The following is a 23,969-nucleotide window of genomic DNA, read 5'->3' on the forward strand; positions in this document are numbered from 1 at the left end:
CATTAGGGGGATGAGGATGAGGTTCACCAGCCTCGCTGCAGCGCTTGCTGCCAGCACCTGCATGTTTGCGATCGCGGCGCCAGCCCAGGCGCAGCAACGAAGCTTCGACATACCGCAAGGCAGCCTGAAGGGTGCCCTTGACGCGTTTGGAAGGCAATCGGGCAGGCCGGTCATCTACCGGGTGGAGGATGTCAGCGGCATCAGCACCGCCGGGTTCCGCGGTGCGGCATCTCCCGAACAGGTTCTGGCCGCGCTGCTGCGCGGCACGGGCCTGGGCAGCCGGAACGGCGAAGCCGGAGCTTTTGCGATCGTCCGGGTGGGAAACGGACAATCAACAGGCGCTAGTTCTCCGTCCCAGGCAAGCGTCCAGGCCGGGCCGTCGGACGAGGCGCCGGAACAGGAGATCGTCGTCACCGGCATCCGGGGATCGTTGCAGCAGTCGATCAATGTAAAGCGCGGTGCCGACAGCATCGTCGATGTGATCACGGCGCAGGACATCGGCAAGCTGCCCGATCAGAATGTCGCGGAATCGCTGAGCCGGGTTACGGGCGTCCAGATCAGCCGACGCGAGGGCGATGGCTCCACTTTCACCATCCGCGGCATCTCGCAGAACCGGCTCGAGATCAACGGCCGCAACTTCATCGGCCCCGGCAATGGCGGCAACGCGGCGCTGGAATCAATCAGCCCGGAGATCCTCTCGTCCATCGTGGTCATCAAGTCGCCCACCGCAGACATGCCAGAAGGCGCGCTCGGCGCCACCGTCAATTTGCGGACCAAGCGGCCGCTTGAACTCAACGACCTGGCTGTTGCCGGGCGAATCCAGGGCGCCTATGCCGATCAGGCCGACCATGTCGGCTATCGCGGGTCGGCTTTGGTCTCGAGCAGGCTCAGCGACCGCTTCGGCATCCTCGCCAGTGTCGCCTATTCCGATACGAAAACGCTCGGATATACCTTCGACAGTGGCGGATGGACCCAGACGGGAGCAATCGACGGCAATGGCGATGGGATCGACGATCCCGGGCTGTTTCGTCCGAACCGCTTCATGGCTCGCGTTTTCGATCGCACCGAGAAGCGGCTGACCCTCAACGGCACCGCGCAGTGGCGGCCGACCGACGAGCTGGAGATTATCCTCGACGCCACCTACAATCATCTCAAGCGGCGCCGGAACAGCGTCAACTATCAGGTGCTGTTCAACAACAACGATACCGCCGCAACCGTGAACGACAAGGGAACCGTCGTTGCCGGGACCTTCTCCGGCGTGACGGTGCGCCCGCTCATCTATGATGAGCCGACCGACCTGAAATCGACGCTCCTGGGTGGATCGGTGAAATGGGAAGATGATCGCGCGCGCGTCACTCTCGACATGTCCTACAGCCGCGGCAAGGGCAGCGATGGCGGGCCAGGCGCGTCCTTCGCTTATGTGGTCGTCCCGCGCGCGGGCAATGTTGCCAATGCGAGCTATGACTTCCGTCGCGGAAACCCCGTGCCGGACCTGTCTATCTCCGCCAATTTCAACCCGAACGATCCGACGCGATATCAGCTGCTGTCGATCTTCGACTATGATGCCGTGACCGACAACAAGGGCTACGACGCTAGGCTGGACTGGAAGTACAAGACCGAGTGGGGCATCCTCGCCTCGGTCGAGACAGGCATGCGCTATGAGCGCGTGGAGCTGCTCGCCGCCGATCCGCAGAACCTGCCGGTCGCGGCGAGCCTCCTCACCAGGGGGGACCGTAACGGCGATGGCATCCTCACCGTCGACGAACTCCCGGGCCTAAGCTACGGCAAGGACTATGGGCCGTTCTTCCCGAGCGCGACCGGCAGTTTCCCGCGCGATCTTCTCGGCGGCACGCTCGACAAGCAGGCGGCGCGTGAAGGGTTGGGACTGGCCGCGCCCAATCCCTACGACACCAGCATCACGGTCGGGCCCACCTCCATCAAGGACGTGACGCAGGAGACGCTCGGCGCTTATGTGAAGGCAAATTTCGAGGGTGCCCTGGGCGCTGTGGACTATACCGGCAACGCCGGCATCCGCTACATCGAGACCGCCCGCTCGACGCTGGGGTATCTGTCCGCCACCCAGACCAATGTCATCAAATCGGACTTCGGCTACTGGCTGCCGAGTGCCAACCTGGCGATCAACTTGAACAAGGACCTGACCCTGAGGTTGGCCGCCGCCAAGGTGGTGGCGCGGCCGAGCCTCAATCAGGTGAGTGCCAGCTTCGTTCCCAATACCGTCTCGATGACCGGATCGCGCGGCAATCCTTCACTGCGCCCCTTCGAGGCCATGCAGGCCGATGCCACGCTCGAATGGTATTTCGCACAGGCGAGCTCATTGACCGGCGCCGTCTTCTACAAGAAGGTCGACTCCTTCACCGTGAACACGGTCAGCCGCGAATTCGTCCCCGGATTCTCTGAACGTTTCGGCCTGTTCGACATCTCGCAGCCCCAGAATGGCGAAGACGGCAGCATCAAGGGGTTCGAGGTCGCCTACCAGCAGGCACTGCGTTTCCTGCCTGCGCCGTTCAACGGTCTCGGCGTCCAGGCCAACTATACCTATGTCGACAGCCGCACGCCGCTCCGGGACGCGATCACCGGCGCGCGCCTGCCGCTTCCGGGGCTCTCGCGCGACAGCTTCACCCTGATCGGCTATTTCGAGGACAAGATCTTCTCGCTGCGGGCGGCCTATACCTATCGCAGCGCCTATCTGAACAGCGTCGGCGCCGCCGCGAGCGGCGGAAACAACTATGTCAACGGACGCGGGCAGCTCGACGCATCGGTTCAGGTCAACCTGACCCCGAATTTGCGCCTGACGCTCGAGGGGATCAATCTCACCAAGGAGATCGACTCCCAGTATCTGGGGGAACGCGATCGTCTGACCTTCTCGGCGCGCGAGGATCGCCGCATCTTCTTCGGCCTGGCCGCGAGCTTCTGAACAGGGACGAGAGGGGAACATGATCGAACGCACACTTCGCCGCGTCCTGGCTGTCGCCTGTGCCGCGCCTTTCGCCCTGGCCCTGGGCGTGCCGGATGCGGTGGCGGCGCCAAGGCGTGCCGATATCGTGATCTATGGCTGCACCTCCGGGGGCGTGATCGCCGCCATCGAGGCACGGCGCCTGGGGCGATCCGTGCTGCTGGTGTGTCGAGAGGACTATCTCGGGGGCATGTCGACCAACGGCCTGGGATGGTCGGATACCGGCAATCATCGCGCGATCGGTGGCCTGTCGCTCGAATTCTATCGCAAGGTGAAGCGCCATTATGACGACCCGAAGATATGGGTGCACGCGCCCCGGCCGGCGCGCGCCGAGAACTTCGTCGACGGCGAGGCGATGTGGCAGTTCGAACCCGGGGTGGGCGAACGGATCTACGAAGACTGGGCGCGCGCCGCGGGGGTGACGATCGTCCGCAACCAGCCGCTCGACCGCTCGAAGCGCGGGGTCGAGCTCGCGAACCGGCGCGTCGTCGCTTTCCGTTCGAAGACGGGGCAGCGGTTCGAAGGCAAGGTCTTTATCGACGCGACCTATGAAGGCGATCTGATGGCAGGCGCCGGGGTCCGGTTCACGGTCGGCCGGGAGGCCAATGCGGCCTATGGCGAGACGCTGAATGGCGTGCAGCTGAAGAACACCACCAACCACCAGTTCACGCTCGACATAGACCCCTATCGCGTTGCGGGGGATCCTTCCAGCGGCCTGCTGCCGCGGATCAGCGCGGAGCGCCCGGCGCCGGATGGCAGCGCGGATGCCAGGATCCAGGCCTATACCTACCGGATGTGCCTGACCGACGTGCCGGCCAATCGGGTGCCCTTTTCCAGGCCGCGGGGTTACGACGCCGGCCAATATGCGCTGCTCAAGCGCTACATGGACGCGGGCTATCGCGACTTCTTCCGCAAGTTCGACCGGATTCCGAACGGCAAGACCGACACGAACAACTTCGGCGCCTTCTCCTTCGACAATATCGGCATGAACTATCGCTATCCCGAGGGTAGTGACGCCGAACGACAGGCGATCGCGCGCGAGCACACGCGCTATCAGCAGGGACTGCTCTGGTTCATGACGCATGATCCCGGCGTGCCGGCGGATATGCGCGCGGAGATGTCGAAATGGGGCCTCTGCAAGGACGAGTTCACGCGTAACGGCCACTGGCCCCGCGAAATGTACGTGCGCGAGGCGCGCCGCATGGTGTCCGACTTCGTGATGGCGGAGCCGCACCTGCGAGGCACAAGCCCGACGCCGCGGCCGATCGGGATGGGCTCGTACAACATGGACTCGCACAATGTGCAGCGTATCGTCGACACGCGCGGCTTCGTCCGCAATGAAGGCAATATCGAGATCAGTCCCGGCCGGGCCTATCCGATAAGCTATGACGCGATCGTCCCGCGCAGAGGCGAGGTCACCAACCTGCTCGTACCCGTGGCATTGTCGGCCTCGCATATCGCCTATGGGTCGATCCGGATGGAGCCGGTCTTCATGATCCTGGGCCAGTCGGCATCGGTCGCAGCCTCGATCGCTATCGATGACCAGTTGTCGGTGCAGGATATCGATTACTCGAAACTCCGCGCGCAGCTTACGCGTGAAGGGCAGATCCTCGAACTGGTGCAATAGGGCCGACACGGCATCAGGTCGGCCCTGAATCTGTCCGGGTTCGATTGATGCCCTCGTCAAGCCGGAAGGCGTCGCCTCCGCCAATCGCTGCCAAAGGTCGAGGCGGCAAGGTGGGGCCGAACATGCAATATTCGGCGATGGCCTGGCGAGGTTCGGACGGCCGTTCCCGGGACTTCGGAGCGCGCGTTGCGCCCTGGGGCGACGGAAAGCAGTGGCCCTGAGCGACGGTGCTCTCGTCAGGCGACCTTGGTCGACTCGCAGTCTTTTGCTGCCCCTTTCTAGCCTTGCGGGGGAGGTGTCCACATCTGTCTTCCACAAAGCGCCATGTGCTCAATCGAGAAAGACCGCCAGCTCCTCCGGGTGGCCCTGCGGGGACAGCTTCGCCAGATAGGCGAGGAACGCAGAGACCCGGGGGCTCAATAGCTGGCGCGAGGGATAGAGCCGCCCATAGGGCAATGTCCGGACCTTCGACATCGCCCCATTTGACCAGCCAGCCTGCGCCCAGGTCACGGCGGACCAGCGACAAGGACAGGCGACCGGCCCCGACACCCTGCAATATTGCATCGCGAACCATAGTCATCGAGGCGAGCGATAGTCGGGCACGACCGGGATCGTGCTCGCCGTTCCATTCCTCCTCAGCGTCCAGCCGGTTCGCGGATCGGCGGATCCTCGCGCCACTATCGGTGCGGGCGCACTCGTCTCGGGAAAGGCGAGGGAGGGCGCCGTCACGACCAGCCGCCGATCGTGCAGAAAGGCCCGGCTGATCAGGCTCTCATTGGGAGGCGGGTTGACGCGGATGACCAGGTCATAGCCTTCCTCGATCATGTCGACGGGGCGGTCGTCGGTCGTCACCTCGAGCCGGACCTCGGGATATTCGAGCGCGAAGCCTGCCGCGATCCTGCCCATCGCGATCTGGGGAGAAGAGGAGGGGCGCGCTGATCCGTAACGGTCCGGGCGGACTGTCGCCGCCCGAGGCGATCGTCGCGGCGGTTTCGTCGAGTTCGGTGAGCAGCGCGCTGGTCCACGCATGAAGCAGTTGAACCTCCTCGGTGAGCTTCAGGTCGCGCGCGCCGCGTTCGAACAGGCGCAGGCCGAGACCGGCTTCCAGCTCGGACACGCGCCGCGACAGGGTTGCCTTGGGCCGGAGCCGAGCAGGGTCAGCAGTATCAGGATCGACCCGGTTGAGACGACAAGATCGCGCGAGCACCGTCGAATTGCCCCTTAGTCTCGGGCGCAAGCGGCGACTGGAGTGCCACCGCTTGCGGATGTGTTCGATGAAACCGCGGTCGGGCGGGCGCGGTGTCTCAGGAAGTGACGGTGTGAGCAGCTTAGCGCGACGACTTGCGCTCCTTGCGTGCAGCGTAACGCGCATCGCGCGCGGCCTTGCGGTCGGCCTCCGTCCGCTCCGGCGCCACCGGCGTCGCGGCGATCTGGGCCGCCTCAGCCTTGCTGGCCTGCTTATGCACTGCGGCCAGAGCACGCGCGGCACGTGCAGCCGTCCGCTTTTCGGCCTCGGTAGCTTCCCGTGCCGCGCGCCGCGCAAGGGCGGCAGCTACCGTCGTCGCATCGGCCTGCGGCTTCGATCGCAGTAGGGCGAGCGCCCTACTCCTGGCCGTTGCGGCAGCCGCGGTACGTTCCTGAAATGTCGGGGTCTTAAATGCGGGCATAATTTCTCCGATATCCGTTACAGACGGCCCAGGCGCGTGGCGGTTCGGACAACCTTGCCCGTGAGTACCTTCGACCCGTAGACCTTGGCGATTTCCGCGGCATCCTCGACATTGTTCATCACAAGACGCGTTCCGCCGGACTGAAGTGTTTCGATTGCGCTGATGCCGATCTTGCGCTTGGCGCAAGCGGCGATGACATGGTCTTGCGTCGCGTTCAGGTTGATCGCTCGGGACATGGCGCATTCCTTCATGAGTCAGGCCACACCCTTGCGCGACCTGCGGTTGGCTGGGCGAGCGCGAGGCTCGCCCGAACCGTCAGGCGGACTGCAGGTTCACAGCGGAGGTCTTGCCGCGGCGATCGGTCTCCAGCTCGTAGGTAACGCGCTGGTCCTTATCGAGCGTGCGCAAGCCCGCGCGCTCGATCGCGGAAATGTGGACGAACGCATCGTCGCCGCCCGTCTCGGGCGCGATAAAGCCGAAGCCCTTGTCAGGGTTGAAGAATTTTACAGTTCCGGTGATCATATGGGTATCCTTTGTCCCATGTATGGCGGGCATGCGCCAAAAGCAGCGCATCCCGGCTTCGAAAGCTAGAAAGGGACAAGGGGAGAGCCGAAGCGGCCCGATATCCGTCGCACGCGACGTCAGCAGATCGCATATAAGGATGAGCGGCTGGGTTTATAAGGGCGCTCGCACGAAGAAATAGAACCCGCCTCCTTGGGCGGTTTCACCCTGCACCGCCCCTCCACCGAACCGTCTTGTTCTTTCGACGGTCGCGAATGGTTTGCGCCCTATCAGCGCTTCCCCGATGCGCCGGCCGCGCGCAGCCCGGGCCATTGGTCCTCGAAACGGACGAGACCTCCGAGGGACACCGCTTCACACCGGTCGAGGGGCCTCGACTTCTAGCTGTCAAAGGAGGCGAACATCCATTGACTGCTTTCCGTTTCATCCACCGCCATCGATGGCCATGCCGAAAGGCCTGCATTTATTGAGTTCTCGGTCGGCGATCGTTGCCTATGCGTTGGAGGCTTGGCGCTATTGGGGGCCGGCATCTTCAAGTGGATTCCGAGACGCATCGAGGAACGCAAAGACATGTGCCCAATAGTCGCGTAGGTTCGCCGGGCTGATCAGGCTGTGGCTCTCGCCCTTGTAGCGCAGCAGCATCGCGTCCTTGCCAAGGCGGTAAAGCGCCAGGAACATGCGCTCGGCCTGTGCCGCCGGCACATAGTCGAGGTCGGAGGTGACCAGCAGCACCGGCACCCGGATGTCCTCGACATGATAAAAGGGGCTGTTCTTCGCATAGCGCGCGAGCGCGGCCCAGGGCGGCACACCCATCCGGCCCTGGCCGCCTTCCGACCAGCCGATCGGGATGGTCAGAGAGATGCCGTTATCTCCATAGTCGATGCGCGGGTCCATCGCGCCATAGACACTGGTGAGGTCATAGATGCCATTGGCGGCGACGACGCCGGCGAAGCGGTCGCTGAGCGCAGCGGTGCCGAGCACCGTATAGCCGCCATAGCTGTGCCCAACTAGAAGCGGCTTGGCGCGCGATATGAGGCCGCTTGCCTGCGCCGCATCGACCGCGTGGGCGATTTCCGCGACGATCGTGGGGAGCGGGTCGCCCGGGCCGGGCGCGAGCGGGATGCTGGGTTGGAGCACCGCATAGCCATGGCCGACCAGCAGCTGCGGATGGGTCATGATCGTCGGCATCGCGGGCCGGGAGTCGGCGGGGGGCGTGGTGCCATAGGGATAGCCGGGGTAGGGGACGACGATCAGCCGGGGCGGCGCGTCGGATCTGGGCGGCAGCAACAGCCAGTGATTGAGGGTCGTGCCGTCCGCGGCCTTGCTGTGCAGCAACACGCGCTTCGGCGGCTCGACCGCAGATAGATGCTGGTTGATCCGGTCGAGCACGCGCTCAGTACCACGCTCGCTCCAGCGCAGCGTGCCGACGCCGTGATCGTCCTCCCCATAGCTGAGGAGCCCGCCCGAGGGCGTCATCGCCAGCATCATGCCGCCGTGCGCGATCCTGTCGCTCTGAAGCCGGCCCGTCTGGTCCTCGACCAGGACATGGGCGGCATCGTTGGTGCCGAGCAATGCCATGGCCCGCGCCGGGATGGCATTGATCCAGCGGCGGGTGCCGAGGCTATGGCCATCGAACAGCAGCGGCCGTACCGTGCGGACCGGGCCGTCGGCGACGTGTTGGAGCCCGCCGTCCCAGTTGCCGCGCCACAGCCCGCGTACATCGCCGGCATAGAAATGTGCCGTATCGGCGGCGGCCAGTTCGGCAGGCGCCGTCGGAAAATCGGCCGTAATCGCCCGCGCGCCGGTCTTGCCCTCGATACGGTACCAGTCGCGCCGATGGTCGGTGCTGCGCTCGGCGAAGACCAGGGGGCGGTCGCCAGCCCAGCCTGCGGGTACGAACCGCGCGCTGCCGCCGGCGATCTGCGGCACGGCACGGAGCGTCGCCGGCAGCGGCGTGGAGATGGTGTCGCTGCGCGCGTCGAACCGGTAGAGCTGGCCTTGTGCCCAGGATTCGCCATCGGCGCGGGCATAGAAGAGCAATTGCGCGCCGGTTGGGGACCAGTGGAGCAAGCTCGGCAGGATATCGCATCCCGGGCAAGGCTGCCGCGGCGTGCCGCGCGCCAGGTCGAGGATCGTCAGGCGCTGGCGGCGTGGCTCGAATGCCGGGTCGATGGCAAGTGCCGGATCGGGCTGGACTGGCCCGCCCTTGTCCAGCAGCGCGAGCTGACGATGGTCGCTCGAGAGCGCGAGGTCGAGCACATCGCCCTGGAAGCGGGTGCGCGTGGCGCCCGTTGCGAGGTTCAACTCGACGACCCGGCGGTCGCGATAACTCGTGCCGCGCGCCAGGAAACGGCCGCTGCCGAGCAAGGTCGAGGCTGGTTTCTGTCCGCGAGCGGTCTTCGCCCAGCCGGCGGCGGCGAAGCGCTGGGCGTTGACGGGGTTCTGGAACAAGGCGGGCAACCCGCCATCTGCCAGCGTCACGACGAGCAGCCGGTCATCGTCCAGCCAGAGCGGGGCCGGATGCGCGTCGGGCAGGTCCGGCACCAGGTCGAGCCAGCGCACTGCGCCGCTCGCCAGTTCGACCACGCCGAGCTGGAGGCGGTTCTCGGCGAAGCGGAAGACCGACAGGCGGCGGCCCGAAGGCGAGAAGTCGCCTGCCCAATAGCCTGTCTTTGGGTCCTGGGCGAAGAGCGGGCGGGCAGGCGCCTTGCTGGCCAGGTCGATCACGAGCAGCTTCGAGACCAGCCGCTTGACGTTCCAGTCATAGCGAAAGTCCGGCGCGCTGTCGAAGCGCGCGCGCCGCTCGACGACCGCGAACTGGCCGCCGGGCTCGACCAGCACTTGCCCATAGCTTTCCAGCCGCAGCAGGTCGTCGATCGTATAGGGCCCGACTGTCGCCGATCGACTCAGTGTCGGGCACAGCATCAGGCATAGCGCGGCCATCCAAGTGAAGCGCATGGTCGATTATCCAGGTTGGTGAAGGGAAGGCGCGCGGGCCGTTAGGACTGCGTCACCATTTCTTGACGACCTGCAGCGACACGAACCGGCCGATCGGGTCGGCATTGGCCGCGCCATAGCCGAACCCGCTCGGCTGATCGACGAAGGGCGGATCGGCATCGAGCAGGTTTTGCGCATTGAGTGCGAAGCTGAGCCCGATGCGCTCGAACGCCTTGGGCTGAATGCGCAGCTGCGCGTCAAACGTCGTCCATCTGCCGACCGGGCGCGCCGGGCTGCTCACATCATCGAGGTAGCCACTGACATGGTTGAGCGTTACCGAGACGCCCCAGCCTTGCCTGTCCCAGCCGGCCGAGGCCCGCAGCCGCCAGGCCGGCGGGTTGGCGATCGTGCCGACCTGCTCTATCCGCGGCGCCAGCGGCGTGATGCGGCGCTGATAGTCGAACATGTGCGAGGCATTGGCGCTGAGCGTGGCGGTGCCGCCGGCCAGGTCGAACGATCCCGCTGCCAGCAGGTCCATGCCCCGCACCACGAGCTCGCTCGAATTGACCAGCCGTCCGTCGAGGATCGCCTTGTAGAATTCGGGCGGGAAGAGCCCTGCGATCAACGAGCCGGGCGCGTTGATCAGCGCCAGCAGCCGTTCGCGGTCGGCGGGGTTCGCGACGGGATCGACCCGGCTGATATAGGGCGAGAAGATCATGTTGGAGAGTGCGTCGCTCAGATTGTCATAGGCTGGCCGCTCGATCCGGTTCTTGAACTTGGTCTGGAACCAGGTCGCCTCGACATGCCAGCGGCGTGCCCAGTTCGGCTGATAGCGCAGATTGAGCGTCAGCGAGCTTGCGGTCTCGGGCTTGAGATCGGGGTTGCCGCCATAGAGGGTCACGACCGGGGTCAGCACGCCCGCCGCGTCGCGCAGCTGGACATAGGAGACGCTGAGCGCATCGCGTACCTCGCGCAGCACCGGTGCCCGGAACGAGGTGCCCCAGCTCGCCTTGAAGCCGAGCTCCGTGCTCGGTTCCCAGACCAGGCCGAGCTTGGGATTGGTGGTGCCGCCAAAGTCGCTGTAATGTTCATGGCGCACGGCAGCGGAGAGCGTCAGCCGCCTAAGGCCCGGCCGGCCATTATCGGGCCCGAACAAGGGCACCGCCAGTTCGGCAAAGGCCGCGGTGATGTCGCGCCCGGCATGGGTGCCGGTCAGCGCGGTCGGCTTGGTCCCGGAGAAGAAATTCTCGCCGCTGCGCTCGAAATGCTCATGCCGGAAATTGGCGCCGAAGGCCGCCTTGATCCGCCCGCCGGGCAGGCGGAACAGACTGCCGTCCGCCTTCAAATTGGCGGTATCCATCACGCTGATCGTGGTGTTGCGCGCGAAACCCTGGCCGATGAAGTCGAGGATCGTCTGGCTGTTGACCAGACCATCGCCATAGGGGTTGAAGAAGCCGTTGGTCGCTGTGCTGAATGCGGTACCGGGATCGTCCGGCAGCGATCCGACGGCTTCCGCGAAATAGGTCGAGTTCACCACATTCTCATAGGCGGTATAGGTCCGCTCCCGGGCGTGGCTGGCATAGGTCTCGGCTTGCCAGTCGCCAAAGGGCGCAACCGTCGCCCCCGCCGTGGCGCTCCACGACGTCACCGAGCCCGGTTGCCGGATCGGGCCGATCTCGCGGGTGAAGGAATAGGCGATCAGGCTGTAGGGCGACCCGTCGGGGCTGACGAAATAGGGGTTGCGGGCATCGACCTGGGCAAGCCCGGTCGAGGCCTGGCCGTTGCTCTCGAAGGACCGGTGCGCATAGCGGCCCTCGGCGAACAGCTGCAGCGTGCCCAGATCCTGCTCGGCGCTGAGATAGGCCGCGTGTCGGTCCTGGCGCGGCAGCAAGTCGGTGCCGACACGGAAATTCTCGAGGTTCTGGCCTGCGGAGAAATCCTTTGGGCTAAGGCCGGTGCCGTTCTGGCCGGTGGGAATGGCAAAGGCCGGCTCGATAGCGCCCGCCGGTGTGATGGTCAGGATTGTGCCGGGATTGGAGAAATAGGAGCGCCAGTCGCTGCCGCCGAACGGCCGCAAGTCGGGCGATCGCGTATAGGCACGCTGGTCGGTGCGCAGCCGGCCACGGTGCATATATTCATAGGCCGCGAGGACATGGCCCGTCGACCAGCTCGCGCCGAGCACCTGGCCGATCTGGACCTCGCTGGCGCCGCCCTGCGTCGCAGTGCCGAGCCGCAGCCGCGTCTCGCCGCCGTCCAATGTCTTGCGCAAGAGGATGTTGACGACGCCGCCGACCGCGTCGGAACCATAGAGCGCCGAGGCGCCGTCGGTGAGGATCTCTATCCGCTCGACCGCCGCGAGCGGGATCAGCGAGATGTCGGCAAAATCGCCTTGCCCGCCCGAGCCCGGCAGGCGGCGGCCATTGACCAGCGTCAGTGTCGCGTCGCTGCCGAGCCCGCGCAGATTGGCGCTGGTGCCAAGGCCGATATTCTGGGTGGTGCGGTCCGCCCCGGTCAGGCTGGTGTCCTCGGTGCCGGTGCCACCGAAATTCTGCGGGAGCGCTGCGATCGCCTCGCCGACCGAGCCATGGCCAGCCCGGTCGATGTCGAATCGGTCGAGCACGACCATCGGCGACGCCCTTTCCGAAATCCCGCGGATGTTCGACCCAGTCACCAGGATCTTGGTGTCGCCATTTTCCTCCTGCGCCGCGCGCAGCGCGGGTGCCGATATGGGCGTGGCGGGCATCGGCGTGGCGCGTTGGGGGCGCGCCGGCTTGGCGGCTGCCCGGGGCGCAGGCACCCGCCGCTGGAACAGTACATAGGCGTTGCCCGCGCGCCGGACCGCGATGCCGGTCCCGCGCAGCAGTTGCGCAAGCGCTTCGTCATCGCCGTAGCGGCCATCGAGTGCCTGGCTGGTTAGACCGGCGACGAGCGTGCTAGGATAGAGAAGCTGGCGATGGGTGATCCGCGCATAGGTGGCCAGCGCCTGGTCGAGCGGTCCCGCGGCGATGTGGAATTCCTGCTGCGCGCGGGCCGCCCAGGCCGGGCCCGGTGCGATCATCGCGATCGCAGCCGCCCCCATCAGGCTGAATCGCGTGCTCCCCGCGATGATCGGTTCTTTCCTCACGGTCTTCTCCCCTGCGCGCCGGTATTCCCGGTCGGTCACTCAAATCGCGTGTTTGTGCCGCGATTGAGGAAGCAACGCGGCGGGGAAGGGGGGACCCTGGCTGCTTCGCAGAATAAATTTTGCGGGACGGCTGGGCTTGTCAATTACGCGACAGAAGAATCCGATTCTCCTGTGTTCTTTTCTTCAGGTCGAACAGCGCGGAGACCGCCGCGACGAACGAGTCCATGTCGCCGGTCTCGAAGCTGCCGTTGACCTTGGCCCCGGCCAGCGACGGGTCCTCCAGTTCGATCCGGGTCCGGCTATAGCGGTTGGCCTCGGCGATCGCATTGGCGAGCGGTGTGGCATGGAAGACGAGCCGGCCGGTGGTCCAGCTGGTCGCCGCCTCGACATCGACATGGCTGACTGCCAGCGCGCCTGCCGGGCCGATTGTCGCGCATTCGCCAGCGGCCTTGAGCAATGTCGGGGGAACGCCGGCACCGGCATCGACCGAGACGCTGCCTTGCGTGAGCACGACCTGCACGGCTTCGTCGCTGCGGTGCACGTCGAACTGCGTCCCCGCGGCGCGGATCGCGGCCTTGCCGGCGCGGACCTCGAAAGGCCGCGCCGGATCATGCTTCACTTCGAAAAAGGCCTGTCCGCGCTCGAGCGTCACCCGGCGCCCGGTATCGCCGGCATCAACGTGGAGTCGGCTGTCGGTGTTGAGCCGGATCCTCGAGCCATCGCCCAGGCTGACCACCAGTTGCTCGCCGGTCGCGGTCTGATAGGCGCGCGCCATCGGCAGCAGCAGCCAGCTGGCCCCTGCCGCGACCGGTGCCAGGGCGGCGCCCGCCAGCACCACCCGGCGGCTCGGCCGCCAGCCGCGCGCTTCCGATTCCATCCGCTCGAGCCGGGGCCGGGCGAGCGCGTCGCGCGCCGCCGCGGCGATGTCGGGATCGTCGCCGAGCGCGCGTGCCTGGCGCCATAAGCTCTCGATCTCGGCATAGCGTGCAGCATTGCCGGGTTTGCGGCGCCAGCGATAGAATTCCTCGAGCTCCTCGGTGGTGACCGAACGGTTGTTGAGCCGTGCCAGCCATTCGGCTGCCTGCTCGTCTGCGCGCTCCTCGTCCGTGCCCATGACGTCCCGCCGTTTAGTCGCGCAGCCTGGCCGCGCACATCGCCAACGCTCGGGTCATCCGCCATTCGACGGTCTTGACCGAGATGCCAGCATGGCTTGCGATCTCCTCATAGGTCAAACCGGTAAAGCGACTGAGTACGAACACGTCGCGATAAATCGGCGGCAAGGCGAGGATCGCCTGCTTCATCTCGAGTGCCTCGTGCTGCTCGGGCAGGACCGAGGCGAGGCTCGCCTCGCCTTCCTCGTCGAGCGGCTCGGCCAGGCCGCCACGCACGACATTGCGGCGCATCTGGTCGCGTGCCAGGTTAACCGCGATCCTGAGCAGCAGCGCCTTGGGGTGGCGCGCCGCATCTTCCGGCGCATAGCGCCCCATGCGGACATAGGTCTCCTGGACAATGTCGTCGACATCGAGCGCGGTGGTGCGCAGCCGCCAGGCGAGCACGCGGTTCAGCCAGCCGGCGTGGCTGCGATAGAGATGTTCGAGCAGGCTTGCCTGCGCCGCCTCGGGCGCCTCCGCGTCCTGCTTGTCCGGGCCTGGGCCGGCCATGGCATCCTCTCCCCAACGAGACAGGGGCGACGGCCATGCCGAAAATGGAAATCCCGGGCAGCCGCGGCGCGCGGTCATGGACCGGCACGACGTTGCGGACCCGCGGGCAGCATTAGGCGCGCGGGTCTCGTCGATCTTGCACAGGGGTTTCCACGCCCCTGCCGCCGATGCGTCGGCGGCATGCCCATGCTGGCGCATTGGCGGACTCCTGGCAACTCGTGCCGGAAAGGGAAGGGGCCGGGTGTTGGAACCTCCTGTGCAAAAAGGCCCGCTTGTTGTGGCCGCCCCACGCCCTGCCGCATGTGCGGCGCCCTGGGCTCGAGGACGGTCCCTATTGGGCGGCACCCGGCATCCCGGCCTAGGATGGGATGCCGGGGGGCAGCAAGCCACAGAAGGGGTCGGGTGTTGGAAACCTTTGTGCAAAGGCCCGCTATTTAGGACTGACCCGCTGCCATTACCCTGGCTCCTGGGAACGCCCCTGATTCACGGCACCCGACCGTGTGACCCTGCGCAATTCGGCGATGTGCGGCAAGCGCGACCTTGGCGCGCGCGGACCAGCCGACTCGTGCGCGAAAGCTGCCAGGGCCTTGGCAGCGTCATTCCGCGCCAACGGAAGGATTTGCTGGGAGTGCGCCGAATTTTGGCGGGCGGTGCGCAGAAAGTTGCGCATCGTATCTCCGCTCCGAGTCGCGCACGGGCCGCGGCGCGACAAGCCCGCTGCCGCATGCTGCGTTCGCCGCTTGAGGATGGCGACGGGCAAGCATCGCGATGTCTTCGGCTATGGGTGAGGATTGGCGTGACGCCGAGAGCTATCGGCCGCTGCTTGCGCTTGATCGCCATGGCTTCGCCTGGGAGTTCCTGCGCCGCAATCCCGCCTATCGCGCCGAAAGCGCCGCGCCCTCGGTTCTGTCGCGATCTCGCCTTGGTGGGAGCCTTGAGCATTTGCACGCGCCGGCGGGAGGTGCGGCGCGCTGGGGGCTGTGGTTTCCAGGAGGCGCCCGAATGCGACGCGCTCCATGCGCGGATACTCTGGCGCGCCGAGCATGATCGCGGTGTCGTCACCGTGGATGCGATCCCGGCGGAGCAGGGGAAGGACAGCCTCGATATTCGCCGTGTCGGTGTCGATGTGCTGTTGCTGTCGCCCGATGGTGGATCCCGCCAACTGCTGCTCAGCGATGGCCCGCGCCATATCCACCTCGCGTTGCGCGAGGGCAGCTTGCTCGATGGTCCGGTCCGGTTGCGTTACGCATTGGAGGGGCTGGCGGATATCGAGCCCAAGCTGCTCACCGTGCGGCGCTTGGCGGGGCTCTGGCGCCTTGGGCGAATGCCGGCCGAACTGTTCCCGCGCGATCCCCGTGCCCGGCGCTGGATCGAGATGCTGCGCGCGCTTGACGCATCGCGGGACGGCGCCAGTCAGCGTGACATCGCCGCCGCGCTGTTCGGGGCCGGGGCCGTGCGTCGCGATTGGCGGGCCGCTTCCGACTATCTGCGTCTGCGTATCCAACGCCTGGCGCGAAACGGCGAGGCTATGTTGGATGGTGGCTATCTTCGATTGGTGGCCGCGCGTGTCGGTTGAGTGCTGTTTGAGCTGAGGACCGCGGTTGGCGCGTTGGGCGCCCGTCGGACGTCGGTCGGACATCCAGCCGCGCCTGCGGCACAGCCACGGCAGTCGCCAGCGCAGGTGACTTCGGCCGCAGGCGACGCTATCCCGGCACGCATGAGGGAACGGCACCAGACGGCCCTGCGCATGCGAGAGGACGGCGCAACATTCCAGGCGATCGGCGAGGCCCTGGGCGTCAGCCCCAGCCGGGCGAACGTGATCTATCAACGCGCGCTGGAGGTGCAGGCGGAAGTGGCGGCCGGGATGGGCGTGCGGGCGATCAGGATCCTGCGGCACTATCGAGGCGATCTGCACGAGCTCGCTCCTTCGCCGCGCGAGACCCTCGTGGCGCGTGCACGCTGCTGATCCAAGAGCCGAATTGCCTCCGCCGGCACGCGTATCAGATCATCGCCTGGCTCACGGCCGGCAACCGCGAGAAGCCCTGATCAGGCGCGTGCGCGAGATCGCTGCCACCGCGAGGTGAAGTTGCGAGCAGGGCCACCGCTTACCATATTTCCGCGTCGCAGAGACTGCATAGCTCTACTTGAAGAAGGAGGGTGAACTCGATGCTAGTGGCGGCGCAACAGGCTATCGTGCGCAAGGCCGGAGCTGCGAAAGCCGTGGTCCAACTCGTCGGCCAATCCGAATGTCTGAACTTAATCGTCAAGGCAGCTGATGAGTTCGGTATTTCAGCCGAACCTGCTGCCGGGGATTTCCACATCATTGTTATTCCGTGGTCGGCGATCACGACGCTATCGTTCGACAGATGAAACTCGATGCGTCGCCGTGAGCTCCGCGGCGCTCTCCGGCGGCGCTTTCCAAAAACCGGCCGTTCCGCTTTCACCCATTGTCGGCCGCTCCTGGCTGGCGGGCCCGATCCGAAGTGAGCGAGCAGTTCACACGCGGTTAGCGTACGTCAGGCCTCGTTGGGCGCCGCTGTATCTGGTTGTCGATCCAAACTGCTCCCGACATGAGCAGGGCAGCGACCAGCACCACTGCGGCATATTTCAAGGCTCCGGCCAGCGGAATAGCTGCCTGAATGGCATCGACAAGAAACAGCGGGAGCAGGATCGCAGTCAAAAAGGCGAAAGTTCGCATGGCTGTCATCCGCTGTGCCAAACTACGCTGCTTCTACCTTCATTCTCCGAAATTGTCGAACGACCGCTTTCCACCCATAGTCGGCCGTTTGGCGGTGGGGCGGCCAATCCAAAAGCGGTCAGGCTGCAAACGCCCCATTTGCCGCCATTCCTGCGCAATGTGTGAAATCCCATTTGCCGCTGGTCGCGCCGGGTGCGACCAAGCTGTATGAGCGAAGCGATATATGGGCCGATCCTCATGCTATTGGGAGCGTTGTAGCTCGGGTGGTGCGAAATAACCTTGTAATGTAGGATTTCCATCGTTCTCCTTATGTTCCATTTTGAACAGTAAGGAGTAGCATATGGCAACCGTGGAGAGTTTTTCGTCGCTTGCGAACCTCAAGGCGAGCACGGCGACGGGCGCGGCGTGTCTGGTTGGCGTGAGCGGTGTCCCGGACGGAGTCTTCTTCTTCACGTCCGGCGATTTCACCGGCCAGGCCGATGACCAGAACATCGTGAAAGCCGACAGTACTCCACTCGCCACCGGCGCGTGGGTTCGGCAGAGCGGAAAGGCTGTAGCCGAGAAATACCCGAACGTTGCGGCGCCCTATCTGAACCTGCACGACTATGTCCTCGACAATGGTTCGTACAATGTGATGGGGTTCGTGCCGCAGGCGGCCAAATCGGGCATCCGCGACGGGCAGGGCACCGTCGAGGTCGATGGTGCGATCCGGACCGCGATGCAGGCGATCAGGGACGAGCGCGGAGGTGGCCAGCTGTGGATGCCCGCCGGGCACTTCAGGGTCGGGGCGCCCATCGTCGCGCCGCAGGGCGTGGGCATCACTGGTCAGAACTCCAAGGCCACTTTCCTGCACAACCAGGGGACCGGAGGCTGCCTGATATATGGTACGGGGACCAGCGACAACGACCCGGACTTTGAGCGGGTCCTGATCGAAGGCCTGGCGATCATCGGTACCCCCACGAGCGGGAAGGCGATCTGGGGCCGCAAGGCGACCACGATGTTCTGCATTCGCGATGTCTATATCGAGGGCGGCAACAGCCCGGTCGTGCTGGACAGCTGCTATTCGCTGATGATGGAGCGGGTGCAGGTCCGCAGCGCGGAGACAGGCGACAATATCGCCCTGAATGCGATCAGCCATGACGTGACGCTGTTGCAGGTGTCTTCGCAGGTCGCGAAGGCCGGCGCCGGCATTGCGATCCTGGGATGCTACACGCCGCGCATCTATGGCGGGAAGGCCGAGTTCAACCAGCATGACCAGGTGCGGATCGCCAACACGCGAGGCATGACCATTCGCGACATGTACATTGAGGGAATCCAGCCCAGTTCGACCGGATATGCGGGCATCCACGTCACCAATGCGGATGCGGTGATTGTTTCGGGCGGATTGTTTGACGCGACGCAAGGCAGCACGACGCTGAGCGGGACGATTTCGGGTTTCACGCTCACGGTCACGGACATCCAGCTGGGCACTCTCTTCGTGGGGGCTGTGCTGACCGGCCCCGGTATCCGCGTCGGAACCAGGATTACCGGCTTGGGCACTGGCACCGGCGAGGAGGGGACCTATACGGTGGATCTCTCGCAGGAGGCAGGTTTCACGGCAGCCCGGGCGACCGGGCCGATGGGAACCGACGGCACCGGCACCTATGTGAAGGTGAGCGGCGGGACTTCCGCCCTGCGCATGTCCGACTATGGCTTTGTCAGCGTTGCCGCGAGCCAGCATCATGTGGATTTCGGAGCGTCCGCCTATGGCTGCGAGGCAATGATTCCGTTCGGTGCCCGCTTCGTGAACGCCAATCCCGATCAGAACTTCGTCCGATTCCGGCCCGGTGAGGACGCGCCGTTGCTCGCAACCGTCTCATCGCCGCAGGCAATCGTCCATGATGCGACGACGACGATCAGCTTCGACGTCAAGACCAAGGACGTGCGCAACGAATGGAGCGGGAACAACACTTTCTCGCCGGCCGTCACCGACATCTATCAGATTCGGGGATTTGTTCAGCTGGCCGGCCTGGTCTGTACCTCTCAGGCGAACGCCATTCTCTACAATGTCACGGACTCCACGACCGTATCCCAGCTGGTCCGCTATCTCCCTACGGGCGCGCCGTCGGTGGATTTCGCCTTCGAGGGGAAGCTGGAGGCCGGCAAGAACTACCAGATCCGCCTCTATTATTCCGATCCTGCGTCCGTCACGCGGTATACGTCCGGCCAGGCTTCCTCCAACCAGCTTTCGATTCAACGGGTCAGATAGCCCGCTGCCTGATCGAGCAGTACTCTAACTAGGCTTCGATACAGGGTCATGGAGCCTGAGCGCGGCTCCATGACCATTACGACGCTAGCGGTGGGAGTTCGCCTTTCCTGGCTGCTTTCAGTCCTTGCGGATGAGAGCCGCCAGGCTGTTTTCCACCCATCGTCCGCCGTTCGGCGGTTGGACGGCCGAGCCAGAAGCGGTCAGGCAGCAAGCGCGCCACAAGCGGACGTTGACGGGGGCTAGCGGTCCCGCGATCCTACGATCATGCATCAAGACATCGTCGCAACTTTCCTCGCCCTCTCATCGAGAGGGAAAATCGCGGTTCTTGCTCGGGCCATTCACATGGAGACAATTCATGTGCGAGCTGCGCATCTAGATTATCCCGGCGACGCGGTAAGACCCTATCGGTCGAGTGAGTTCATCCACCGTTTGTCCGGATCAATCTTAGGACTGACGCACAATCCAGAGCTGGGCGAGAGCGAGGCGACCTACGCGGCTCTATCATTGGTCGAAGGGATTGAACCACGCGGGCAACATTATCTGGATGAGCTCGGCGAATGGATCACAGACGCTCAGTCAATGTCCTGACTGCCACTTTCCGCCCATAGTCAGCCGTTCGACCGGCGCCAGGTCGGTCCAAACCGGGCGGGCTGCAAGCGCCCCAATGTAAGGCGTTAGGATGGGCAAGCGGGCGATCCCGAAAGCTGCCGTTTGTCACCTTCCTAGTGGCAGCAATTGGGAACGACCGAGATTGAGGAGGCAATGGGAAGGGAGTTGCTGCGAGTTATGAAGCGGGCCCTCCGCGAGCGGTGCAATGGTTCCAAGGCGGACTTTGGCAAACCACGCACTGCTGCGCCGCCGGCACGAGCGCGGTGGGATTCAAGGCAGCATCAGCTCCGCGAGGTGGGCATGACAGTCTGCCAGTTCGAGATGGCGTTCGCGCAAAGCAGCCTGGGTCGCCCGCTTTGCAAGCTGCCGCTCGCGGTCAGCCCGCTGTAGATGATATTTCCGATCTTCCGACACTTGGGCGTCGCGCACGGAATCATAGTCACCAGCACGCGGTCTTGAAGGAAGGCTCATACGGAAACGCTCCCTTTACGGTACTCGGGGCTATGATTTTGGCCCCTGAGATGAACGTCTGCAGTGTCGTTAATCTTGTCGGTGCTGCGCCGTAGTCGGGCGCCTTGGCAACAAGTAACCAGACTGGAACTGTTCTTGTGAATAAGGCAATCACGGGTAACTTTACAATGGATGGGCCGGCGAGTGACCAAGCGATGATCTTGACCAGCATGCACAATCCCGTGCTCGTTTGCATCTCGATCCTGATCGCCATCGCCGCCTCCTACACGGCGCTCGACCTCGCGAGCCGGGTGCGAGCATCGGAAGGTTGGCTGCGACAGACCTGGCTCTGTACCGCCGCGATCGGCATGGGGGGCGGCATCTGGGCCATGCACTTCGTCGCCATGCTCGCTTTTAGCATGCCGGGCATGGAGGTCGGCTATGACGTCGAACTGACGGTCGCGTCGCTGCTCGTCGCGGTACTGGTCACCGGCATAGGCTTCGCGGTGATGAGTCATGCCCGTGGTGCTATCGCGCCCCTGATCGCGGCAGGCCTGTTCATGGGTCTCGGGATCGTTGCCATGCACTACATAGGCATGTCGGCGATGCAGACACGAGCTACGCTGCGCTACGACCCGGTCTGGCTGACCCTCTCTGTCCTGATTGCGATCGTCGCGGCAACCGCGGCGCTCTGGTTGGCGTCGCGCGAAAGCAAGAGCGTCGTTCGCCTTGGGGCAGCGGTCTTGATGGGCACGGCAATCGCCGGAATGCATTTCGCGGGCATGCGCGCCGCGACCTTCACTATGACCGCAGGCGCGGGCATGGAGCACTCGGACGCCAATGCGACCCAGGCGGGCCTGGCGGTGAGCGTGTCCGGCGCTGCCTTTCTCATCCTGGCGCTATCGCTGGTCGCGGCGATGTTTGATCGGCGATTTGCCCTGCTCGCCCAACGCGAGGCCGAGGCGCTCCGCCAGAGCGAGGAGCGGTTCCGGTCCTTGTACAAGGGCACGCCGCTCCCCCTCCATGCACTCGACCGGTTCGGAGTCATCGAGCATGTCAGTGACGCCTGGCTCGAGCTGATGGGCTACACGCGGGACGAGGCGATCGGACGCCGCTTCGTCGATTTCCTCACCGAGGCCTCGGCGAGCCAGTTTCAACGAGACTGGCCAGAACTGATGCGCAACGGCTCGGCCCACGCGCGCGAATATCGCGGGGTCACCAAGAGCGGCGCGCTTCTTGAGCTCGTCTCCGCCGCCAGGGTGGAGCGGGACGGCGCCGGCAACTTCCTGTACGTTGTTGGCGGGCTGACCGACGTGACGGCGCGCCATCAGGCCGAGCAGGCCCTGCGCCAGGCGCAGAAACTTGAGGCGATGGGGCAGTTGACCGGCGGCATAGCCCATGATTTCAACAATCTTCTCGCGGTCGTGCTCGGCAATCTGGAGTTGCTCCGCAAGCGCGTGCCCGAGGATGCCAAGGCCTTGCGGCTGCTGACGAGTGCTTACGAGGGGGCGGAACGCGGAGCGGCGCTGACCCAGCGGCTACTCGCCTTCGCCCGCCGCCAGGACCTGCGGCCGGAGCCGGTCGACGTCCCCGCTCTCATCCGCGGCATGGCCAATTTGCTGCAGCGCTCGCTGGGGCCGCGCGTGAAGGTCGACACCCAATTCTCCGTGGGCCTTCCATTGGCGCGCGTGGACGCCCATCAGCTCGAGATGGCATTGCTGAACCTGGCGGTGAACGCCCGAGATGCGATGCCGGACGGCGGCTACCTCGACATCGCAGCGTTCGAGACCGTCCTCGCCGAAGGCGAAATCGCCAACCTGCCAGCAGGGCTCTATGTTCGCCTGATCCTGACCGACACCGGCGAGGGCATGGACCCGGAAACCCTAGCCCGCGCGACGGATCCGTTTTTCACGACCAAAGGCGTGGGCAAGGGCACCGGCCTTGGCTTGTCCATGGTACAGGGCCTTGCCGCCCAGTCGGGCGGCAGCCTTGTGCTGCGCAGCGCGATCGGCCAGGGCACCTGTGCCACTCTCTACCTTCCGACCGCCGAGCGAACGGCAAGGCAAAAGGCAGAACCGGTGCGTCGCGAGGACGCCGAAGCAACCTTGCCGCCCATGACCATCTTGGTGGTTGATGACGATCCGCTCGTACTCGCCAACACGGCAGCGATGCTCGAGGACCTTGGTGCGATGGTGATCCCGACTGCTTCCGGAAGTGCAGCGCTGGCCGAACTGCAATGCAGTGCCGTCGATATTGTCGTCGCGGATCAGCTGATGCCCGGGATGACCGGCCTGGAGCTGGTCGAAATGATCCGGGAGGAGCGGCCCGAGATGCCCGTGCTGCTCGTTAGCGGATTCGCTGATATCGATCGCGATGCACTCAAGGATATTCATGTGCTCGCCAAACCATTCACGCAGGAGGCTCTGGCCCGCGCGGTCCTCCTCGTGAAGATATCGACGCTCAATTTCCCGGTGCAAGCGAGATCGCCGACATCGCTGCCGCACGAGCCCAAAGCGTAAGAGACAACGACGGGAGCGCGCTGACTGTGACCGGATGGTATTCGGACCGCCTCAGATCTCTGTTTCCCATGGCAGCCGCCTGCAATCTCGCGAGGTGGCTAGCCCTACGCGCCTCGTCTTAACCGAAAAGTCGCGAGCGCGCAGACCTTCAAAGAATCGAGAATGGCATCTCCGCCGCGACGTGCGCGATCCTTTGCCAAAGGCCCGCCGACCTGCCCTGCACCAACGTCAACTCGTGTGGGCCGAATGCCTTCTCCAACTGGCCGAACTTCGACCGATGCGTCATCAGTTGCAATGCCCGCACGCGCGGGGCGACAGCTCAATGGACCTGCCTAGCGTCGCCTGACGGCGGATATGGATGGGAAGCGATCATCTTTTCGGATGAACGATCTGTTGGGCGTAGCGCTGTTTACGTTTGCTAAAAGGAGACAGTGATCGTTTGGTGAGCTTTGGCGCCAACGGCAGCTATCCCGCGGGCGTACCCAAAAGCGGCCCGTCTGCAACCGCCCCAATGCCTGCCGTTCCGGGTCGCGGTCGCGCTTCCCGACGATCGTTTAGCGGAGCAGCATGGTGCTATCTGCGCTCAATGTGGTCGTCGCCCCCGAAATAGACAGACCATAACGGTGCCATCCCTCTCTTGGTGCTGCGGGGGGAGTCTGCATAATCGGTCGATAGGGCGGGCATGCGATTCTCGCATTTTTTGGGAAGGGGGCACCGCATGAAATTCTTCGTCGCCTTGGGCATTGCCGCCTTGGCGGCTTCGGCGGTTCAGGCGGCCGAAACCATCACTTACAACTATGACGCCAAGGGCCGGCTTGTGAGGGTCGAGCACTCGGGCTCCGTGAACAACGGTGTCAAAAGCACGCATACTTACGACAAGGCCGACAACCGCAAACGGGTACAGGTGACTGGCGCACCGAGCTGATCTCCAAAGCT

At 64.8% G+C, this 23,969-nt stretch carries 23 protein-coding genes; 12 read left to right on the forward strand and 11 right to left on the reverse strand.

What is annotated here, in order from left to right:
- Positions 1-16 precede the first annotated feature (16 nt).
- Together GGR46_RS14790 and GGR46_RS14795 are read left to right on the forward strand one after the other, a co-directional pair.
- Positions 17-2,935, forward strand: coding sequence for a TonB-dependent receptor (locus tag GGR46_RS14790; protein WP_183998682.1), 2,919 nt, complete (start codon positions 17-19; stop codon positions 2,933-2,935).
- Between the two features lie 19 nt (positions 2,936-2,954).
- Positions 2,955-4,601, forward strand: coding sequence for an FAD-dependent oxidoreductase (locus tag GGR46_RS14795; protein WP_183998683.1), 1,647 nt, complete (start codon positions 2,955-2,957; stop codon positions 4,599-4,601).
- A 330-nt stretch (positions 4,602-4,931) separates the two neighbouring features.
- Here GGR46_RS14795 and GGR46_RS25460 read toward each other — a convergent pair whose 3' ends face one another.
- The 3 genes from GGR46_RS25460 to GGR46_RS25850 all read right to left on the reverse strand — a co-directional run bounded on the left by GGR46_RS25460 (position 4,932) and on the right by GGR46_RS25850 (position 5,718).
- Positions 4,932-5,075 carry a hypothetical protein gene (locus GGR46_RS25460; protein ID WP_246426095.1) on the reverse strand — a complete coding sequence of 48 codons (144 nt, stop codon included), beginning with the start codon at positions 5,073-5,075 and terminating at the stop codon, positions 4,932-4,934.
- Positions 5,076-5,177: 102 nt separating this feature from the next.
- Positions 5,178-5,507, reverse strand: a complete 330-nt coding sequence (locus GGR46_RS25465; protein ID WP_246426096.1) for a LysR substrate-binding domain-containing protein — start codon at positions 5,505-5,507, stop codon at positions 5,178-5,180.
- Entirely contained in the window at positions 5,407-5,718 is a 312-nt protein-coding gene (locus GGR46_RS25850) for a hypothetical protein (RefSeq protein ID WP_343058182.1), read from the reverse strand. The genes GGR46_RS25465 and GGR46_RS25850 overlap by 101 nt, the downstream gene beginning before the upstream one ends.
- On the opposite strand from GGR46_RS25850, the gene GGR46_RS25470 reads away from it, so the two are divergent.
- Complete coding sequence (locus GGR46_RS25470) at positions 5,629-5,826, forward strand: hypothetical protein (RefSeq protein ID WP_246426097.1); 198 nt, start codon at positions 5,629-5,631, stop codon at positions 5,824-5,826. The two genes, GGR46_RS25850 and GGR46_RS25470, sit on opposite strands and share 90 nt — an antisense overlap.
- 103 nt (positions 5,827-5,929) lie before the next feature.
- On the opposite strand, the gene GGR46_RS14805 is transcribed toward GGR46_RS25470, so the two are convergent.
- From GGR46_RS14805 to GGR46_RS14835, 7 genes are all read right to left on the reverse strand, one after another.
- The gene (locus GGR46_RS14805) at positions 5,930-6,268 is read right to left on the reverse strand and encodes a DUF6481 family protein (RefSeq protein ID WP_183998684.1); all 339 of its coding nucleotides are present in this window, start codon (positions 6,266-6,268) and stop codon (positions 5,930-5,932) included.
- 17 nt (positions 6,269-6,285) lie between these two features.
- Positions 6,286-6,504: a hypothetical protein gene (locus GGR46_RS14810; protein ID WP_183998685.1), complete on the reverse strand. Its 219-nt coding sequence runs from the start codon at positions 6,502-6,504 to the stop codon at positions 6,286-6,288.
- A 79-nt stretch (positions 6,505-6,583) separates the two neighbouring features.
- Positions 6,584-6,790, reverse strand: a complete 207-nt coding sequence (locus GGR46_RS14815) for a cold-shock protein (RefSeq protein WP_183998686.1) — start codon at positions 6,788-6,790, stop codon at positions 6,584-6,586.
- A 510-nt stretch (positions 6,791-7,300) separates the two neighbouring features.
- On the reverse strand, positions 7,301-9,745 hold the full coding sequence (locus tag GGR46_RS14820) for a S9 family peptidase (RefSeq protein WP_183998687.1): 2,445 nt from the start codon (positions 9,743-9,745) through the stop codon (positions 7,301-7,303).
- Positions 9,746-9,797: 52 nt separating this feature from the next.
- Entirely contained in the window at positions 9,798-12,848 is a 3,051-nt protein-coding gene (locus tag GGR46_RS14825; protein ID WP_183998688.1) for a TonB-dependent receptor domain-containing protein, read from the reverse strand.
- A 139-nt stretch (positions 12,849-12,987) separates the two neighbouring features.
- Positions 12,988-13,962, reverse strand: a complete 975-nt coding sequence (locus tag GGR46_RS14830) for a FecR family protein (RefSeq protein ID WP_183998689.1) — start codon at positions 13,960-13,962, stop codon at positions 12,988-12,990.
- 13 nt (positions 13,963-13,975) lie between these two features.
- A complete protein-coding gene (locus tag GGR46_RS14835) occupies positions 13,976-14,509 on the reverse strand; it encodes an RNA polymerase sigma factor (protein WP_183998690.1) in 534 nt (177 codons plus the stop codon).
- Positions 14,510-15,289: 780 nt separating this feature from the next.
- Here GGR46_RS14835 and GGR46_RS25190 point away from each other — a divergent pair.
- The 4 genes from GGR46_RS25190 to GGR46_RS14850 all read left to right on the forward strand — a co-directional run bounded on the left by GGR46_RS25190 (position 15,290) and on the right by GGR46_RS14850 (position 16,879).
- Positions 15,290-15,556 (forward strand): transcriptional regulator domain-containing protein, encoded by a 267-nt coding sequence (locus GGR46_RS25190; RefSeq protein ID WP_221262819.1) that lies wholly within the window; start codon positions 15,290-15,292, stop codon positions 15,554-15,556.
- Positions 15,444-16,085: a DUF2285 domain-containing protein gene (locus tag GGR46_RS14840; protein ID WP_183998691.1), complete on the forward strand. Its 642-nt coding sequence runs from the start codon at positions 15,444-15,446 to the stop codon at positions 16,083-16,085. Before GGR46_RS25190 ends, GGR46_RS14840 begins: the two co-directional genes overlap by 113 nt.
- A 171-nt stretch (positions 16,086-16,256) precedes the next feature.
- Complete coding sequence (locus tag GGR46_RS14845; RefSeq protein WP_221262753.1) at positions 16,257-16,475, forward strand: hypothetical protein; 219 nt, start codon at positions 16,257-16,259, stop codon at positions 16,473-16,475.
- A gap of 200 nt (positions 16,476-16,675) precedes the next feature.
- Positions 16,676-16,879 carry a hypothetical protein gene (locus GGR46_RS14850; RefSeq protein ID WP_184162724.1) on the forward strand — a complete coding sequence of 68 codons (204 nt, stop codon included), beginning with the start codon at positions 16,676-16,678 and terminating at the stop codon, positions 16,877-16,879.
- A 136-nt stretch (positions 16,880-17,015) separates the two neighbouring features.
- On the opposite strand, the gene GGR46_RS14855 is transcribed toward GGR46_RS14850, so the two are convergent.
- The gene (locus tag GGR46_RS14855) at positions 17,016-17,207 is read right to left on the reverse strand and encodes a hypothetical protein (protein ID WP_183998694.1); all 192 of its coding nucleotides are present in this window, start codon (positions 17,205-17,207) and stop codon (positions 17,016-17,018) included.
- 340 nt (positions 17,208-17,547) lie between these two features.
- On the opposite strand from GGR46_RS14855, the gene GGR46_RS14860 reads away from it, so the two are divergent.
- The 5 genes from GGR46_RS14860 to GGR46_RS14880 all read left to right on the forward strand — a co-directional run bounded on the left by GGR46_RS14860 (position 17,548) and on the right by GGR46_RS14880 (position 23,958).
- On the forward strand, positions 17,548-19,455 hold the full coding sequence (locus GGR46_RS14860) for a hypothetical protein (RefSeq protein ID WP_183998695.1): 1,908 nt from the start codon (positions 17,548-17,550) through the stop codon (positions 19,453-19,455).
- 264 nt (positions 19,456-19,719) lie between these two features.
- On the forward strand, positions 19,720-20,043 hold the full coding sequence (locus GGR46_RS14865) for a hypothetical protein (protein ID WP_183998696.1): 324 nt from the start codon (positions 19,720-19,722) through the stop codon (positions 20,041-20,043).
- 198 nt (positions 20,044-20,241) lie between these two features.
- Positions 20,242-20,454 (forward strand): hypothetical protein, encoded by a 213-nt coding sequence (locus GGR46_RS14870; RefSeq protein WP_183998697.1) that lies wholly within the window; start codon positions 20,242-20,244, stop codon positions 20,452-20,454.
- Positions 20,455-20,729: 275 nt separating this feature from the next.
- The gene (locus GGR46_RS14875; RefSeq protein WP_183998698.1) at positions 20,730-23,033 is read left to right on the forward strand and encodes an MHYT domain-containing protein; all 2,304 of its coding nucleotides are present in this window, start codon (positions 20,730-20,732) and stop codon (positions 23,031-23,033) included.
- Positions 23,034-23,751: 718 nt separating this feature from the next.
- Positions 23,752-23,958, forward strand: a complete 207-nt coding sequence (locus GGR46_RS14880; RefSeq protein ID WP_183998699.1) for a hypothetical protein — start codon at positions 23,752-23,754, stop codon at positions 23,956-23,958.
- The last annotated feature ends 11 nt before the right edge of the window (positions 23,959-23,969 follow it).

Origin of the sequence: Sphingomonas kyeonggiensis (assembly GCF_014196745.1) — a bacterium.
GTDB lineage: Bacteria > Pseudomonadota > Alphaproteobacteria > Sphingomonadales > Sphingomonadaceae > Sphingomonas > Sphingomonas kyeonggiensis.

What these genes read in the sequence shown, in the direction of transcription:
- GGR46_RS14790 (WP_183998682.1), top strand. Translation starts at nt 17, where the DNA reads ATGAGGTTCACCAGCCTCGCTGCAGCGCTTGCTGCCAGCACCTGCATG.
- GGR46_RS14865 (WP_183998696.1), top strand. Translation starts at nt 19,720, where the DNA reads ATGCATCAAGACATCGTCGCAACTTTCCTCGCCCTCTCATCGAGAGGG.
- GGR46_RS14850 (WP_184162724.1), top strand. Translation starts at nt 16,676, where the DNA reads ATGCTAGTGGCGGCGCAACAGGCTATCGTGCGCAAGGCCGGAGCTGCG.
- GGR46_RS14830 (WP_183998689.1), bottom strand. Translation starts at nt 13,962, where the DNA reads ATGGGCACGGACGAGGAGCGCGCAGACGAGCAGGCAGCCGAATGGCTG.
- GGR46_RS14805 (WP_183998684.1), bottom strand. Translation starts at nt 6,268, where the DNA reads ATGCCCGCATTTAAGACCCCGACATTTCAGGAACGTACCGCGGCTGCC.
- GGR46_RS14875 (WP_183998698.1), top strand. Translation starts at nt 20,730, where the DNA reads ATGATCTTGACCAGCATGCACAATCCCGTGCTCGTTTGCATCTCGATC.
- GGR46_RS14855 (WP_183998694.1), bottom strand. Translation starts at nt 17,207, where the DNA reads ATGCGAACTTTCGCCTTTTTGACTGCGATCCTGCTCCCGCTGTTTCTT.
- GGR46_RS14860 (WP_183998695.1), top strand. Translation starts at nt 17,548, where the DNA reads ATGGCAACCGTGGAGAGTTTTTCGTCGCTTGCGAACCTCAAGGCGAGC.
- GGR46_RS14880 (WP_183998699.1), top strand. Translation starts at nt 23,752, where the DNA reads ATGAAATTCTTCGTCGCCTTGGGCATTGCCGCCTTGGCGGCTTCGGCG.
- GGR46_RS14870 (WP_183998697.1), top strand. Translation starts at nt 20,242, where the DNA reads ATGAAGCGGGCCCTCCGCGAGCGGTGCAATGGTTCCAAGGCGGACTTT.
- GGR46_RS14815 (WP_183998686.1), bottom strand. Translation starts at nt 6,790, where the DNA reads ATGATCACCGGAACTGTAAAATTCTTCAACCCTGACAAGGGCTTCGGC.
- GGR46_RS14795 (WP_183998683.1), top strand. Translation starts at nt 2,955, where the DNA reads ATGATCGAACGCACACTTCGCCGCGTCCTGGCTGTCGCCTGTGCCGCG.
- GGR46_RS25465 (WP_246426096.1), bottom strand. Translation starts at nt 5,507, where the DNA reads ATGGGCAGGATCGCGGCAGGCTTCGCGCTCGAATATCCCGAGGTCCGG.
- GGR46_RS14835 (WP_183998690.1), bottom strand. Translation starts at nt 14,509, where the DNA reads ATGGCCGGCCCAGGCCCGGACAAGCAGGACGCGGAGGCGCCCGAGGCG.
- GGR46_RS25190 (WP_221262819.1), top strand. Translation starts at nt 15,290, where the DNA reads ATGGGTGAGGATTGGCGTGACGCCGAGAGCTATCGGCCGCTGCTTGCG.
- GGR46_RS25460 (WP_246426095.1), bottom strand. Translation starts at nt 5,075, where the DNA reads ATGTCGAAGGTCCGGACATTGCCCTATGGGCGGCTCTATCCCTCGCGC.
- GGR46_RS14845 (WP_221262753.1), top strand. Translation starts at nt 16,257, where the DNA reads ATGCGAGAGGACGGCGCAACATTCCAGGCGATCGGCGAGGCCCTGGGC.
- GGR46_RS25470 (WP_246426097.1), top strand. Translation starts at nt 5,629, where the DNA reads ATGAAGCAGTTGAACCTCCTCGGTGAGCTTCAGGTCGCGCGCGCCGCG.
- GGR46_RS14810 (WP_183998685.1), bottom strand. Translation starts at nt 6,504, where the DNA reads ATGTCCCGAGCGATCAACCTGAACGCGACGCAAGACCATGTCATCGCC.
- GGR46_RS14820 (WP_183998687.1), bottom strand. Translation starts at nt 9,745, where the DNA reads ATGCGCTTCACTTGGATGGCCGCGCTATGCCTGATGCTGTGCCCGACA.